The sequence below is a fragment of the Micromonospora sp. NPDC049891 genome (assembly GCF_040660295.1).
Lineage (GTDB): Bacteria > Actinomycetota > Actinomycetes > Mycobacteriales > Micromonosporaceae > Micromonospora.
Genome location: NZ_JBFAML010000020.1, coordinates 22,387 through 37,664, shown reverse-complemented (window position 1 = coordinate 37,664; position 15,278 = coordinate 22,387). Strand labels below are relative to the sequence as shown.

The window sequence follows — 15,278 nt, the reverse complement described above, 5'->3', positions numbered from 1 at the left end:
GGTCGTCGTGCGGGTCGGTGCTAACTCGCTGCCCACGGCATCGTCGAAACGTCAGCCGCGGTGATGCTGGTGGGGTGGAAGCCGTGTCGGCCCGCCATTTCGAGGGCGGACACCACACCGGAGACGGACAGGCCGCCGTAGGACGGGCTCGCCGTGGCCGGTTCGAGCCCCAGCAGGATGGTCTCGGCCAGGCACGAGTAGACGATGCCCGGCGGCAGAGTGATGCCTGGGAAGTGTGGCGTCTGCCCACCGGGAAGCCGGACGCGGCCACCGGAGACGAGGGTGACGTTCGGCAGCTCCGCCACTGCCGGATGCGCGTCGCCCGGCACCGCGAGGTCGCAGACCAGGACGTCCCGGTCGGCCGCCAGGTGGGTGGGCAGGATGACCGGGTCCGCCGCGTTCGTGGCGCTGACCACGATCGGGCAGTCGCGCAACGCGTCGAGGTCCTCGGCGACCGAGACGTCGACCAGGTGGGCCACCCGTTTCGCGACCGAGTCGAGCCGGCGCCCGGAGCCGGGCCTGCCAACGAGGACGAGCGACTCGCAGTGCGGGGCGACCAGATCGGCCATCACCGCGCCGATGTTGCCGATGCCGCCGACCAGGCCGACCCGGCGCGCACCGGAACCGCTGCTGCTCAGATGGCGTCGAAGCAGGTCGTAGGCGCAGGCCGCGGTGAGCGAGTTGCCGGAGGTGACGCGTACCTCGTGCTCGATCACGTCCCGCCCGGCGCCGGTGACGATCGAGGTGTAGCCACCCAGACCGACGACGTCGCCACCGAGGGCGACGCCCAGCTCCACCGCGTCCAGCACCGTCCGGGACAACCAGGGCCGCTGCCCCGCGCGCAGCGCCTCGACCGCCTGGGCTGCGGTGAACGGCACCGCCACCACACTCACGTCGGTCACGCGTCCGGTGTCCGAGGCCACTCGGTGCCGGACAACCTCGAACGGATTCAGCTCGCCACGCATCCGGTCCAGGGCCGCGGTACACCGGCTGTCCGACCACTCAGCCAACTCCGGAGCCAGGGACCGCACCGTGGACGCGTTGTCGAGGTTGGCGAGGAACACCACGTGCGGGACGTCCCGGTCGTGGCCTGCCCGCCGATGGCGGGCAGGCGGCGGCACATGCTGACGCGGACGCCAGGCTCCCGTCGGTGGCACAGCCAGATGCGACAGCAACGCCGCGTAGTCACCCTTGGCGAGCAGGCCGGCCACGTCGTCGAACGCCGCGACGGCCCGTTCGATGTCCTCGGGTTCGAGCAGCGCCGACGGCTGCACGCGCACGGTCGTGGGCGCGGACAGGGTGGGCATGACCCGGACCCGGTGCGCGTGCAGCAACCGGCCCGCGATCAGGAAACCGAGCGACTCAGCGTCGAACACGGCGCGCAGCAGCGCCGACTCCGGCTGCGGCAGGCGGAACTCCACGCCGATGAGCAGTCCTCGGCCCCGCACCGCCACGACCGCTTCCGGCCACCGCGCCGCCACCTTGGCGAGTTGGTCACGCAGCTCGGTACCGATCGCGGCGATCCGGTCGCGGTGGCTCTCGTAGAGCTCCAGGGCGGCCACCGCGATCAGTGCGGAGAAGTCGTCCTCGGCGAAGGTGGACGTGTGGTGACGGCCGAAGTCAGCGACGTACCGGTCGGCCGCGACCATCATCGCCGAGATCTTGGCCAGGCCACCGCCGAGCGACTTCGACAACAGGTAGTAGTCGGCGACCACACCCGACGGCTCCGACGCCAGGAACGTACCGGTGCGGCCCATGCCACACTGGATCTCGTCGAACACCAGCGCCGCGTCGTGCCTGTCCGCCAGTCTGCGCAGGGCGGCCAGGGTCTCGCCCGGCACCTCGCGCACCCCGGCCTCACCCTGGATGGGCTCGGCGAAGCAGGCCGCGACCGGGGACAGGTTGCGGGCTGTCGAATGCGGCGTCCCGTCCGCGTCCACAGCGATCATGCAGACCTCGACGAGCCGGTCGTCGAGCGCTGCCAGCACCGCCTCGGGCGCCCAGTCGGACAACCGCACCTGTCTCGGTCCCGGCACGTGCAGATCCTCGGGCACGTTGGAGCCGTGAGTCAGGGTGCCGGCGGCGGTCGTCTTGCCGTGGAAGGCGTCGCGCAGTGAGACCAGGACCGGCTCGGCCCGCAGCACCTCGGTGACCTTCTCGGCCGCCTCGGTGACCACCTCGCCGCAGGGACGCCCCGCAGCGGGCCCGCTCCCGCACGGGGTGTCGGCCAGGCCGTCGCGGCGCAGCCGACGCAGAGACCGCTCAAGCTCCTCGTGCAGCGCGCCGAGCCGCCTGCGCCGCTCGACCACGGCGTGCTTCACCGCGGCCTCCACCGCCTCCGCACCCGTGGAACCCAGCGTCACGACGTAGTCCACACCGGTGGTCGCCCTCACCAACGCCGACAGCTTCGCGGCCAGCACGGCCGCCCCTGGGCGGATGCTGGCCTGTGCGTTGAAGGGACGCTGCTCGTCGAGGCACCGTCGGGCCACCGCAACCAGTGTCGGATGGTTGTGTCCGAACAGGGACGAGCCCGCACCGCCGACCAGGTCGAGCACCTGGTCGGCGGTGCCGGTGCCCTCCGCCGGCTCCGGCGTGAGGTGGTCGCCATACCCGCTGCGGTAGGCCACGTCCAGGTTGAGTGCCTGGAAGAGGCGGCCCAGTTCGGGCCGGGCGTAGCGACCGAAGTCGAGGTCACTGCTCACGGCTCGCCGATCCCGCTCCCGACCCGTACGGTCATCGAGGCGGTCACCTGGTCCACGACGTCGCGCAGCGTCCGCATCGACGCCGCCTGACCGTCGGACATCTGCACCTCGAAGAGAGACTCCATCTCCACGATCAGATCGATCGACCGCACCGAGTCCAGGCCGTAGTCCGCCAACGGCGTGTCCGGATCCAGCTCCGGCACCTGCAACCGGCGACGGAACAACTCGTCAACCACATCCAGAACTTCGCGATCCATCGTGCTCCCCCTCCTCACGCAACGCGCCGTCCCACCCGGCGCCTTGGCAGCCGCCTCGCCGGCCGAGCGCAACTCGACCGGACCTCCCTGACCGTCACCTGGTCAGGCACTGGTTTCGACCTCGTCGATGAACTTCGCCACCAACGCCTGGAAACCCGCCGCGTCGTCCAGGAACGGCAGATGACCCGCCCCGGGCATGATCTCGTAGCGGCCGTTGGGAAACTTCTCCGCCAACTCCCTGGCCCCGGACGGGCTCAACAACACGTCGTCGTCCCCAATGACCACGAACGTCGGCGCCTGGATCCGAGCCAACAACTCCGCGCTCGTCTCCCCGGTCAACGCCAACTTCAACCCGTTGACCAGATCCTCCTTCGTCGACAGAGCCAGAAAGCTCTCCCGCAGCCCGAGGAAACCCGGCGTACCCAACTCCTCGATCATCTCCGCGCCGAACACCTCCGGGTACAGGTGCGCGTACAGCGCCGCCATCCCGTGCTGCTCGAGGGTCAACAACCACGCCCGCTGCACCAGACGATGGCGACGCATTCCCCGGGGGCCGAGTGCCGGACCCGCCAGCACGATTCCCTTGACCCGGTCCGGGTGCTTCAACGCCACATCCCGCGCCAACACCGTGGAAATCGACGTCGACAACAGGTACGCCTTGTCGATCCCGAGCGAATCCAGCAACCCGACGACGTCCTCGACGTGCTCGTCCCACGTCGGATACTTCTCCGGGTGCGACGACCGGCCATGACCGCACAGGTCGTAACTCACCACCCGGTGGCCCACCGACAACTCGTCAGTGAACACCCGCCACGTCGGCGTCGTCATGAAGAAGTTGTTGAGCGTCAAGACCACCGGACCCGCACCGGTGGACTCGTAATACAGCTCGACACCCTCCCGCCCACGAGCCGAAACAGCGTCCTCCCGGTACGCCACCTCAAGACGCTCGAGAACCTCACCAGCAGACATCACATCCCCCTCATCCCATATCGACGTATTGAGCAGCAGCAGGAAGGACGGCGGCGAACCCGGCGACGACATCGGCAGCCGACGTCTCGTCGGAGACGGAGTCGCAGGAAAGACCGCAGTACATCGCCATTTCCTCGATCCGGCCGGTGGTGGCCACGGTGGGTACCGCCGCGCTGAAACGGGGCACCAGATAGGACCGGTCCTCGACCGACGTCCGACCGATGAACTTCTTGGGTTGCCCCGGGTTCTCGGTCACCGGTGTGGCCAGCACCCGGTGGCGTCGACCAGGCCAACCGATCTCGTAGACGCCGGTGATCACCGTGTCGGCACCCTCAGCCGCGCACACCGCCGCCTTGAACTGGGGATGGGCCCAGGACTCGCGGGCCACCACGAACGCCGTCCCCAGCAGCACGCCATCGGCTCCGGCGGCCACCGCCCGCTCTGCGTCGGCGGGGGATCCGATGCCCCCGGCCGCCACGACGCAGGCACTGGGCAGTCGGTCTCGCAGCCGGGCGACCAGCTCGTCGCGGCGCAACACACCGAGCAGGTGCCCACCCGCCTCGATGCCCTGCGCCACCACGACGGCGCCCCGCTCCGCCGCCAGCACTCCGTCCTCGACGGTGCCGACCTGGACCACGAGAACCCGACCGGACGCGGCGACCCGCTCGAACACCGCCGCCTCGGGCATGCCGAACAGCGACACGTGGACGTGCGGCGGCGTCTCGGCGAGCACCTGCTCCACCTGCCGGGCGAGGTCATCGGGACCGACCACCTCCGGGATGAAGTTCACCCCGACCGGGCGCGAGGTTCCCGCGGCCAACCGGCCCAGCACCGCCGACAGCGCCTCGCCCATGAGCTTGTAGCCGCCCACACAGCCGGCGGCACCGGCGTTGGAGACCGCGCACGCCAGCTCCGTGCCCGCCACGCCACCCATGCCCGACTGGAGCAGGGCCACCTCGGTGCCGAGCACCGTCGCCACGCTCGATCGCATCAGCCCAGGCTCTCCACGGCGGACAGCGCGGCCTCGACGCTGCCGAAGCGGGCTGTCAGCGTGTGCACCCACCGCTCGACGCCGAACGCCAGACAACTGGTGTGGGCGGTGTCGTCGCCGGCCCGGATGTCGCACCGCTCACCGAAGAAGTTCCGGTGGTAGTTCACCGAGCCGATGGCCAGGCCGTCGACGACGAACTCCTCCTTCACCGGGAAGAGCCGCTGCATCTTCGCCTTGCCGCTGTTCTTGTCGAAGAACGGGTCCGTGGCGACTTCGAGCTTGACCTCGAGGCCGAGTTCGGCCAACAGCGCCAGCACGGCATCCTTGGCCCGGCCCAGGTGCTGCTTGGCCCCCTCCTCCTGGCCGATGAAGACGATCTCACGCATGGAGAAGCCGAGCAGCCGCTGCAGGCCGTCGTAATGGTCCTCGTTGCGGAAGCAGGTGCCCAAGGTGGTCCGCAGGACTCCGCCGGCGGGCAGCACCGAACCGGCCAGGTCGAGGTAGATGGCGTAGCACGCGGCCGAGGGCAGGGCGAACTCGGCGGACCGCATCACGTCGGCGGGCACCTGCTCCAACGGCCGGGACGCAGTTGCCAGCAGCGTGCCCACCCGCTCCGGGTCGAGTCGAGCTGCCGCCAACCCGAGATGCGGGAAGTTGTCGTAGTAGTCGAAGGTGTCGAGGTCACGGGTGCGCAGCAGGAACGGGAACCGGAACTCCGCGGCGCCCCAGCCATCCCCCAGGCGCCGGAACACCGCGTCGACCGCCCGCAGCAACCGCAACTGGCCACCGTCGAGAACCCTCAAGCCATTGTCGGTAACGGTAGTCATGACGCCGCCTTCTGCTTCAGGAACCGCGCCCCGATCGCGTTGAGGGTGCGGAAGTCGTCGAGGTCGAGTTCCTCGGGGTCGATCGACTCGCCGGTCAGCTCCTCGAGCAGGAAGATGAACTCCACGAAAGCCAGCGAGTTGATCGCCCGGCTGTCGATCAGGTCGAGGTCGTCGTCCAGCTGTCCGAGTTTGGGATTGCGGTCCAGGATGAACTCCCGCACCGCCTGCATCGGTTCGGTCCTCACTTGACCAGTTCCCTGCCCACGCCCGCCTTCGTCAGGAAGCTGCGTGTCCGCTTGAGGACCCGCTCGTGCGCGGCGTGCCGCGCCGGGTGCTCCAGCGCACGGCGCCGCAGCGCCAACGCGTCTGGAATGCCGGCGTCGCGGTAGGCCGCCGGGTTGTAGAGGGTGGCGATGCTGTACCGCAGGTAGTTCTCCAGGTACTCGGCGACCAGCGGCACCTCGGCCGGGTCGCGCTTGGCCACCTGGCCGAGCAGGTTCGTGAAGATCATCCGTCCGAACGCGACGTGCCTGCTCTCGTCCTGGTGGTGCACCCGGTTGATCTCGCGGGCGATGTGCGGCAACGTCTCGTCGGTGGCCATGTAGGCGTTGTAGTGGTCGACGATCTCCTCGAAGATGAGGATGCGGGCGAACACCACCAGCTCGCGGGCCACCGGCGAGAGGTGCTCCACCGAGTCGGCCTGCAGCGTCGGCTGGGCCGGGTACAGCTTGCCGCCGTAGCGCAGGCAGAACTGCGCGAAGAACCACATGTGCTCGTTTTCCTCACCGATGAAGTGGTGCAGGAACTCCGAGACGTTCGCGTAGGTCCGCTCGTGGATGCGCATCACGACTTCGCTCATCAGCTCGCGGATGCCGTGGATGTTGAGGCTGAAGAAGTTGATCGCCTCGTACTTGGTGAGCGCGATTTGCTGCTCGCGGGTGAGCTCGTCCCACATCGGCGTACCCGCGAGGGTGGTCAGGCTCTCGCTCATCCAGGGCATGTCCGGCTCGATGGCGTCGGGCCAGTCGAACAACGTGTACGGGTTGTAGTAGCCGGACTCGGCCATGTGCTCGAGCCGGTCCAGCTGCAGCTCGATCGGTTCGATCTCTCGTACCGCCATTGTCAGTCGTCCTCCCCGATAGGTGGTTCAAGAGGTCAGGTTCACCGCGCCGACCGGATGTCGGCACGCAACAGCGCTGGCTGCGGTGAACCACATTCGTGGCGTCCGAAGGACGCGTTGCCGGAAGCGGTGGACGGGATGACCTTGTTGTAGAGCGATCCGAGGCACAGCTCCTGGAACTGCTCGGTGTTCGCCGCCAGGCGCGCCGCGAGCTGTGCCTTGGCGATGTCGACCGACTTGGTCACCCCGTCGTCGTCAGTCACCTCGACACAGGCGTGCGGCAGGTCGAGCGCGCCACCGAGCACCCCGGTGAACCAACCCCGCTTCGCCTCGGCGCGGTACCCCGCAGCGCGGAAGCGCTCGGCCAGCAGGAGGCTGGCCGCGATGCAGCTCGTCACACCGAGCTCGTGCACGAGCGCGTAGTCGGCCTGCATCGGCACCGGGATCATCTGCCAGCGGTAGCCCGCGTTCAGGTAGTCGCGGGTCAACTGCCGCAAGGTCGGGGAGACCAGTGGGGTACGCGCGCCGGTGTTGGTGACTGTCGCGACGTACTCCGCCGCCCCCTCGCTCGGCGCCAGCGGCGTGATCTCCTCAAGGCGGCCACCGAACCGGACCACGTCCGGCCCCTCCAGCCGCCACGGTGCTGCCCCCGCGCACTCGTGGCATTCCAGGCGTACCCGGAAGCTCCAGGTCTTCGGCCGCAGCAGGTCGTCGACCGGCCGTCCCGCGAACCGGAACAGCATCCGGAACGCCAGTTCCGGCTGCGTGTTCCGCCGGTGCGAGTACATGCCGAGGTTGTAGAGGTCGTTCGGGTCGAAATACCGTACGCCGTCCCGGTCGTCGACCGGCAGGCCGGCGTCGACCAGTCGGTCGACATCGGCCGCGTCGCAGTGCAGCATCTCCCGCGCCACGGACTCCGGCTGAGTCCTGCGGGAAAACTGGTCGGGAACGAATTCGATCGCTTCGGCGACCTTTTCCCACGGTGGGCACGCAGTCGCTTGTGGCTGTGGCACGGTCTCTCCCCCAGGCAGATTCAACCGGGTCTGCGACCCGTGTCAACACCGGTCACGACCGCACAGGAATACGAAACGCCCGACAACGGGCCATCAGTATGGTTCGCTACATTCCGCCGAGCCCTGCCTGACCCCGCGGAACACCAACGCACGCTACCACCTGTCGGACGTCCCGCAATCCGTTAATTTCGCATATCCCGCTGTGCGCTTCCCATGCATCGCACGATTAAGACGATTCATCCGCAACGCCGGAAACTGCCTCCACGGCCTGATGGAAACCCTCACACAGAGGGGCGAGAAGATACCTCACGAGCAGAGTTTGAGCAGCTCAGGACGGCGTCCGCAGGTGTCGGACATCCGATCAACAACCGGTCCGACATACGTAATGTGGCAGAGGTCACAAGCTGCGACAGACATATGGCTGCGAAATGAAAGGCGGACCACCGGCCGAGGTACGCGCCGTCAACTTCATCGAAACCAGCGCATCGCCACGAGGCGAGGTCCCCACCCTCGGCATATTCGATTTTGCAGGTTGCACGGTCGACCGACACCGGACGGCGTTTCACCACCACGTCGGATAGTCGACTTTCTGCGGAACTGTGGACACCTTCACGTCGACGCTCCATCCGCGTTACCGACGTGCATTCCTCATGGTCGTATTCCGACCGAGCGCCGGTATCGTATGGTGCGGCACGACGGACGACCAGCGTGTGGCCGGCGCGGATCGGCGGGTCACAGTCGGCCAACCAGCCATTGAAGGGGCCAACATGGCGTTGGATCGGATCCTCCGGAGGCTCATCGCCTGGCAGCATGCCGACGGTGCGCCGACTCCGCTTCGGGCGATGACTGTCGAGCAGGCCCGCGAGCGCTACCGGGCGAGCGCCATCCGCCCCCCACGCCGGGACGACGACCCGAGCCAGACGGTGGCCGTGGTCGACGAGAAGATCGACAGCTCGGACAGTACGCCGATCAGGTCCAGGGTGTACACGCCACAGGCCGACACCGGCCGGGTGGTCACCTACCTGCACGGCGGCGGATGGGTGACTGGCGACCTCGACACACACGACCTGGCTTGTCGGGTGCTCGCGGCGTCGCTGGGCGCGGTCGTCGTCTCCGCCGACTACCGGAGGGCGCCGGAGTTTCCCTACCCCACCCCCCTGCACGATGCCGTCTCGGCCGCACGGTGGACGAGCCGGATGTTCCCCGACCGCCACCATGTTCTCGCCGGCGACAGCGCAGGTGCCCAGCTCGCACTCGGGGTCGCACTCGACGCCCGCACCAACGGCGAGCCGCGGATCGCCGCGCTGCTGCTGATGTATCCGCCCGTCGATCCGAGCCTGCGGATCGCCGCGGCCGGCGCGCACGCCGAGGGGTACCTGCTCTCCGTTGACGACCTGACCTGGTGCTACGAGCAGTACCTCCCCGAGCCACGGCACCGGCGCGAGCCCGCCGTCGACCTGCTGCACGCGGACCTGACGGGTCTACCACCGACGGTGGTCGCCACGGCCGAGTTCGACCCGCTGCAGCGCGAAGGTGAGCTACTTGTGGAACAGCTGCGCACCGGTCGCGTGCCCGCCCGCCACGTGCCGGGACCGGGGCTGGTGCACGGCTCCTTCCTGATCCAGGACATCGTGCCCGCAGCGGCAGCCCATGCGCAGCAGGTCATCCGGGAGTTCGACGCCCTCTTCACGTCCACCCGACCCGGCGGGCAGAGCGTCTCCTGCCGGCCGGATCCGGCCCGGCTCGATCACGACGCCGCGACGACGAGCGACTCGCAATCGGTGTGGACCGCGTCCAGCTCGCCGTCGAGGAACAGCTGACGCATCGCCGCCCGCTTGACCTTCCCGCTCGTGGCGCGCCGGACGCCCCCACGGCGCAGCAGCACCGTCGCGCCGGGGCGGACCCCGAACTCGCGGGTGAGAGTACGCGTGATCCCGTCGGCCAGGTGGTGGAGGCGATGCTCAGCCGGTCGCCCGTTGACCTCGGAGACGACCACCAGGGCGTTCCCTGACCCGGATCCGTCGAGCGGAACCGTGAAAACCGCGCTGATGATCCCCAGACCGGGGAGCTGCGCCCGCAGCGTCCGTTCGATCTCCTGCGGATAGAGGCAGCGTCCGTCCACGGCGAGCAGCTCGGCCCTCCGCCCGGTCACATACAACTCGCCCTCGTGCACGGTGCCGAGATCTCCAGTGCGAACGTAGCCGTCGGCGGTGAACACGGGATCGGTCGCGGTCTCGTCGCGCCAGTAGCCCCGGGAGACGCTGGGACCGCGTACCCAGATCTCGCCAACGGTCCCGGCGGGCAGCGCCTCGCCGGTGGTCGGGTCGGCGATCAGCACCTCGACGTCGCGCGGCGCGCCGCAGCTGACCACGCCGGCACCCGAATCGGACGGGGTGAACAGGTGCTGCTCCAACCCATGCTCGTCCACCCGGGTCACGACCGCCTTACGGAACGGCTCCGCGGCAACGAACAGGGTCGCCTCGGACAGGCCGTAGCAGGGACACACGACGTCGTCGCGTAGCCCGGCCGGGGCGAACCGCGTCACGAACGCGTCAAGCGTCTCGGCGTGCACCCGCTCCGCCCCGTCGACCCCGATCCGCCACCGCGACAGGTCCAGACCGGTCAGTTGGCTGTCGGTCACCCGGGCGCGGCACATCTCGTAGGCGAAGTCCGGGGCGGCGGACGCGTAGACGTCGTACTTGTCGATCATGCGTAGCCAGTGGTGCGGACGCCTGATGAAGGCGATGGGGTGCATCAGCACGCAGCCGCCCCCCACCAGCAGGGCGGGCAGCAGGTGACCGAACAGGCCCATGGCATGGTGCAGTGGAACCCAGCCACCGAGCCGGGTCTCGGTGGTCAGGCCGTACACGCGGCGCTGGCTCTCCACGTTGTGCAGGAGATTGCCGTGGCTGACCATCACTCCCCTGGGCTCGCCGGTCGTGCCCGAGGTGTACTGGATGATCGCCAGCGTGTCGTGGTCCAGTTCGCTGGGAGACCACGAGTCCGCTTCCGGCGAGATGTCGCTGTCGGTGGCCACCAGGGGCAGGTCGGTCCGCCCGACCGACCGCATCCACGCCAGGACCGTGGAGCGGTTGGCCGTGTCGGTCAGCACCGCCGACACCACCGCGTTCTCGGCGACACGCGTTGTCCGCGACCGCTCGTGTGGATACCGGCCCGGCAGCGGCGCCGGCACTGCGACCATCCCGGCGTAGAGACAGCCCACCAGCGCCGCCGCGAAGTCGAATCCGGTGGGGTACAGCAGCAGCACCCGGTCACCCACCGGGTAGCGGGCCTGAAGCCACGCTCCGATCCGTCTTGCCTCGGCGTCGAGTTGGGCGAACGACCAGCGCCGGTCGCCGTCGTCACCCTCAAGGTCGTCGACGACGATCAGCGCGGTGCGGTCCGGCGCCGAACGGACGTGCTCACGAATCGCTGCGGCGGCACTCGCGGTGAGCGAGAGATCCATCATTGCCCCGGTTTCCCCTCTATGCCGTGTGCACGACTCACCAGCACCACGAATGAGCCCTCGGGGTGCTCCACGAACTCAGCTAGCGACGAACGGCGGGCTTCGGCTGCCACCACATATGCCGTCAGCGAGTGAAGAATCGCTGCGATGCGCAGGCTAACACCGGCGCGATGAGTCATCCACCGAACCGTCGACACTAATGAGAATCACATACCCATGGCATTAAAAATGCATCAGGTTGCACCACGCTATCCGGCCGCGCCCCGCCAGGATAAAGCCACGGATTACCGTACGGAAAGGTTCTGTAAAGGAATTTGATGAGGCGCGTGGACCGGTCCGGTCAGCAAACCGTGGAACGGTCAGATCCAGTGCGACTCCCGGGCGATCCGCAACGCGTCGATCCGGTTGCGCGCCTTCAGCTTCGTGACCACGGAGGACAGGTAGTTGCGCACGGTGCCGTCGGAGAGGCGCAGCCGAGCCGCGATCTCGCCGACCGTGTCCCCCTGGTAGACGTACGTCAGCACGGAGAGCTCGCGTGGCGTGAGTGGACAGTCCCCGTTGCCCAGGGCGGCCACCGTCAGCTCCGCGTCGAAGACCCGTTCGCCGAGGTGGACACGGCGGATGGCGTCGAAGAACTGGCGCGGCGGCACGTCGCGTTGCACCAGACCTGCGATCTCGCCGGCGAACGCCCGCCGCACCACCGGCCGGGTGAACGAGGTCGCGAGCAGCATGCTCCGACAACCTGGGATGCTCGCCACCTTCTCGGCGAACGCGACCGCGTCGCTCTCCTCTCGCTGGAAGCTGATGATCACAACATCAGGTCGGTGCCGCTCGGCGAACTCCAACGCGTCCAAATAGCTACTCGTCGATCCAGCAACGCAGAACTCCTCCTCCTGCGCCAAAAGTGCAGTGAGCGCAAAACGGGACAGATGCAGAACGTCGGACACCAGCACGTCGATTGCCACTTATTCCCTCCAGACGGTTCCCCGACCGCGCCGTTGGGGGCCCAGCGCGCACCCTCGACGTCATAATGTCACACGCGTACGAAAATCTGAAGGTCGATATCTGACAGCACCGGAAGCGCGCATTCCTACCACTGTGGACATTCGCTGGATCAAGATTGCGACAAGCATGACAGTGTCAAATCCGCGATAGCCGGCCGACCACCTGAGACGGGACCAGGAAGGTCGGCAAGATCGCGTCAGATCCGGCCTGATGCGGTGGAGGTATAGACGCGCTACGCTGCCTTGTCGAGGGCCCGAGCCAAGTGGGCCCACGCGTAACAATTGCCGACCGCGCATGTGTCAGGGTGCGGACCAGCGATCACCGGGCATCGAGCCCGCCACCGACGACCCACAGCGCGGCCGACCGGCGACCGCCAGCGGTCACGAACGTGCGCCCCTGGCCGGATCGTCGCCGGGGCCGGCGAGCAGTCGGTCCGGTACCCGCATCCGCCACGCGTCGGTGACCAGCTCGGCGAGCCGATCGACGGCGACCGCCGCCAGACGCACCATGACCAGCGGAAGCCCGTCGTACGCGGGGGTGGTGAAGAACAGCGCCGGCTCGCCGAGGAGCAGCGCCTGCTTCTCAGCCTCGTCGCCGACGTACAACACGGCGATGTCGGTGCGGATGACGCGTGGCTTGCCCGGCCGGCGCTCGGGATAGGACCAGACAAAGCCCTTGTCCCCGACCCGGAAGTCGAAGCCCGCACTGTCGATCTCGACGGTGTGCGGTAGCGCCAGGGCCAGCCGGCGGACGTCCGCGGCGTCAGCCATCGCCCCTCCCCGAGATCACCGAATGCGGCATGCCGAGAGGTTAGCCGCCGGCTCCGACATCGCCAGCACCGCGAGTCGGCTCGCACACCTGCGGAGAAGGCCTTCCCGCCTCCGCTGACCCGCGGGTCCGCGGCCACCGAGGCGCCGCATCAGGCAGCCGATCACGGTGGACCCGGGTCGCGGCACGCTGGACCGCTCGGCCCGCTCGGGGCACGCGACCACCAGCCGAAGGTGCGGTGCCCTCCGCCGCCTACACGCCTCGCCCAGCTTGACGGTGAATAGACCGGCGGTGATCGGGCACATGTCCGGCACCGGAGGCGTCGCGGACGGGGCCGACGTGAGCGACGGCGGCGTGGGCGGCCGCTGCGGAGAGGTGGTGGTGACGTTGACCGTCGAGGAGTTCCGGCGACGCATGCGGCAACGGGCCCGCTGGTCGGCCGTGCTCGGCATGCTGCTCGGGGCGGCGGGCGCGGTGCTGCTCGTGCCGGGCCAGACACGATTCCTGGTGACGGCGCTGTCGGCGGCAGCCGGGGCGGCGCTGGGATATCTGCTGGCGCGCGGACTGTCGCGGGGGTGACCCGGCAAGGCGGGTGGGGCCTGGACACAGTTGTCGTATCCGAGGCCCCACGTCAACGACACGGGGCCTAGCGTGACAGGGCCTTCTCCAGCTCCGCCTTCGACATTGAGGAGCGGCCCTTGACGCCGCGCTTCTTCGCCTCGTTGTAAAGCTGTTCCTTGGTGCGTCCGGCGGCACCACTGTGCGAACGCTTGCCGCCCCGGTGGCCGGACGAGACGTCGTTGACCGAGGATCGGCTCGCGGTCCGCGCCTCGCCGGAACGGGCCCGCTCCTTGTTGACCGTACGGGCCGCGATCTCCTCGGCCCGACCGGTGGAGACGCCGCGCTTCTTGGCGCTGGCCTTGATGTGCTCGTACTGCCGTTCTCTCTTCGGGCTGGATCCCGCAGGCATGAGGGCCTCCCTTCACCGACAGTGTTCAGTGGTCAGGTGCCCTGCCCACGGGGGACCGAAACGCCCGGTGGGGGTGCCGTCCACCGCACCCCGGAGGCGGCGGGGCGAAGCTGTGTCCGCCCCGCCGCCCGGGTCGCGGTGACTCAGGAGGTGAACTTGTCCAGTGCCAGCTCGATGGCACCGCTGTCCGGCTGGGCGTACGCCTTCATGGTCTCCTTGTTGTAGGAGATGAAGCTCGGGCAGCGTACGGCCGGGGCGTTGACCCGCCCGCCCTCACCGATCTTCTCGGCGGTCTTGGCCGCGTAGAAGGTGAGCGTGTAACGCGAGGAGACGTAGTCGACGGTGACCTGCTTGTCGTCGCGGTCCTTGTACTGGCACTTGCGGGGGGTGCCCTCGCTGCCCTGCTCGAAGGTGAGGCAGCCGACGACGGAGACCGACGCCCACTCGGCGGTCTTGGCGTAGTACGGCTTGTCGAAACCGACCGACTTGCTCAGCCAGGACTCCGGGCGGTCCGGGGAGTTGCCGAAGGTGTAGACCTTTGTGCCCTTCGCGCCGGTGTAGGGCGCGGCGTTGAGGATCGGGCTGCCTTCGCACACGGCGGACATGTCGCTGGAGTTGCGGGCGGTCACCGCGTTGTTGTTGTCGGGCTGCTCCTCGGCGGGCGGCGGAGCGATCGACGGTTCGACGCTCGGTGCGCCGGGCGCGGTGCTCTGCTGTCCCGCGACCGGCTCCGCGTCGTCGTCGCCGCCGAGCACGAAGAAACCGATCACGCCACCACAGGCGACGAGCACCGCCATCACGGCGGCACCGATGCCCAGACCGAGCCAGAGGCCCTTGTTCGAGGACTTCGTCGGCTGCGTCCCGTACGGCGGGGGTGGGGGCGGCACCGGTGCGCCGTACGGAGAGGGGTAGCCGGTCGGGGTGACCGGGGACCCGGGCGGAAGCGGCTGACCGACCGGGGAGCCCGGCGGACCGACCGGGGAGCCCGGTGGTGTGCCCCACGGGGCGGCGTTCGGATCCGGCTGCTGCCCACCGTACGGAGGGTGGCTGTCACTCATCTGATGCCCTTGTCAAAGTCGAGAGGTTCGCTGGCAGATGATCAGAGTCAGGGTAGTGAGCAGCGCAAGTCGGGACGTCATCGACTCCCCGGCCGCTGCCCCGGCGAGCCGGCGACGAACCCCGCGCCGCAG

General features: G+C 68.7%; 15 protein-coding genes. 2 read left to right on the top strand and 13 right to left on the bottom strand.

All coding sequences use genetic code 11. The features are described from left to right. Nucleotides 1-20: 20 nt before the first annotated feature. The 8 genes from AB0I71_RS22975 to AB0I71_RS22940 form a co-directional block, all read right to left on the bottom strand. Complete coding sequence (locus AB0I71_RS22975) at nt 21-2,702, bottom strand: aminotransferase class III-fold pyridoxal phosphate-dependent enzyme (RefSeq protein ID WP_357587777.1); 2,682 nt, start codon at nt 2,700-2,702, stop codon at nt 21-23. Continuing rightward, nucleotides 2,699-2,959, bottom strand: coding sequence for an acyl carrier protein (locus tag AB0I71_RS22970; RefSeq protein ID WP_357587775.1), 261 nt, complete (start codon nt 2,957-2,959; stop codon nt 2,699-2,701). The genes AB0I71_RS22975 and AB0I71_RS22970 overlap by 4 nt, the downstream gene beginning before the upstream one ends. A 102-nt stretch (nt 2,960-3,061) precedes the next feature. Then, nucleotides 3,062-3,928, bottom strand: coding sequence for an alpha/beta hydrolase (locus AB0I71_RS22965; protein ID WP_357587773.1), 867 nt, complete (start codon nt 3,926-3,928; stop codon nt 3,062-3,064). Nucleotides 3,929-3,938: 10 nt separating this feature from the next. Next, nucleotides 3,939-4,919 (bottom strand): nitronate monooxygenase, encoded by a 981-nt coding sequence (locus AB0I71_RS22960; RefSeq protein WP_357587771.1) that lies wholly within the window; start codon nt 4,917-4,919, stop codon nt 3,939-3,941. Beyond that, nucleotides 4,919-5,722, bottom strand: a complete 804-nt coding sequence (locus AB0I71_RS22955; protein WP_357587769.1) for a hypothetical protein — start codon at nt 5,720-5,722, stop codon at nt 4,919-4,921. The genes AB0I71_RS22960 and AB0I71_RS22955 overlap by 1 nt, the downstream gene beginning before the upstream one ends. 20 nt (nt 5,723-5,742) lie before the next feature. Continuing rightward, complete coding sequence (locus AB0I71_RS22950; RefSeq protein WP_357587767.1) at nt 5,743-5,991, bottom strand: hypothetical protein; 249 nt, start codon at nt 5,989-5,991, stop codon at nt 5,743-5,745. Next, nucleotides 5,988-6,866, bottom strand: coding sequence for a diiron oxygenase (locus tag AB0I71_RS22945; protein WP_357587765.1), 879 nt, complete (start codon nt 6,864-6,866; stop codon nt 5,988-5,990). The genes AB0I71_RS22950 and AB0I71_RS22945 overlap by 4 nt, the downstream gene beginning before the upstream one ends. A gap of 41 nt (nt 6,867-6,907) precedes the next feature. Continuing rightward, entirely contained in the window at nt 6,908-7,777 is an 870-nt protein-coding gene (locus AB0I71_RS22940) for a hypothetical protein (protein ID WP_357587763.1), read from the bottom strand. 869 nt (nt 7,778-8,646) lie between these two features. Between AB0I71_RS22940 and AB0I71_RS22935 the strand changes: the two genes are divergently transcribed. Then, nucleotides 8,647-9,699, top strand: coding sequence for an alpha/beta hydrolase (locus AB0I71_RS22935; protein WP_357587761.1), 1,053 nt, complete (start codon nt 8,647-8,649; stop codon nt 9,697-9,699). Here AB0I71_RS22935 and AB0I71_RS22930 read toward each other — a convergent pair. The 3 genes from AB0I71_RS22930 to AB0I71_RS22920 form a co-directional block, all read right to left on the bottom strand. After that, the gene (locus tag AB0I71_RS22930; RefSeq protein ID WP_357587759.1) at nt 9,627-11,348 is read right to left on the bottom strand and encodes a fatty acyl-AMP ligase; all 1,722 of its coding nucleotides are present in this window, start codon (nt 11,346-11,348) and stop codon (nt 9,627-9,629) included. The two genes, AB0I71_RS22935 and AB0I71_RS22930, sit on opposite strands and share 73 nt — an antisense overlap. 356 nt (nt 11,349-11,704) lie before the next feature. Continuing rightward, nucleotides 11,705-12,310: a response regulator transcription factor gene (locus AB0I71_RS22925; protein WP_357587757.1), complete on the bottom strand. Its 606-nt coding sequence runs from the start codon at nt 12,308-12,310 to the stop codon at nt 11,705-11,707. Between the two features lie 420 nt (nt 12,311-12,730). Then, entirely contained in the window at nt 12,731-13,120 is a 390-nt protein-coding gene (locus AB0I71_RS22920; protein ID WP_357587755.1) for an MmcQ/YjbR family DNA-binding protein, read from the bottom strand. Nucleotides 13,121-13,421: 301 nt separating this feature from the next. On the opposite strand from AB0I71_RS22920, the gene AB0I71_RS22915 reads away from it, so the two are divergent. After that, nucleotides 13,422-13,697 (top strand): hypothetical protein, encoded by a 276-nt coding sequence (locus AB0I71_RS22915; protein ID WP_357587753.1) that lies wholly within the window; start codon nt 13,422-13,424, stop codon nt 13,695-13,697. Between the two features lie 67 nt (nt 13,698-13,764). Here AB0I71_RS22915 and AB0I71_RS22910 read toward each other — a convergent pair whose 3' ends face one another. After that, nucleotides 13,765-14,088, bottom strand: coding sequence for a plasmid stabilization protein (locus AB0I71_RS22910; protein ID WP_357587751.1), 324 nt, complete (start codon nt 14,086-14,088; stop codon nt 13,765-13,767). 143 nt (nt 14,089-14,231) lie between these two features. Then, nucleotides 14,232-15,146, bottom strand: a complete 915-nt coding sequence (locus tag AB0I71_RS22905; protein ID WP_357587749.1) for a hypothetical protein — start codon at nt 15,144-15,146, stop codon at nt 14,232-14,234. Nucleotides 15,147-15,278: the final 132 nt, after the last annotated feature.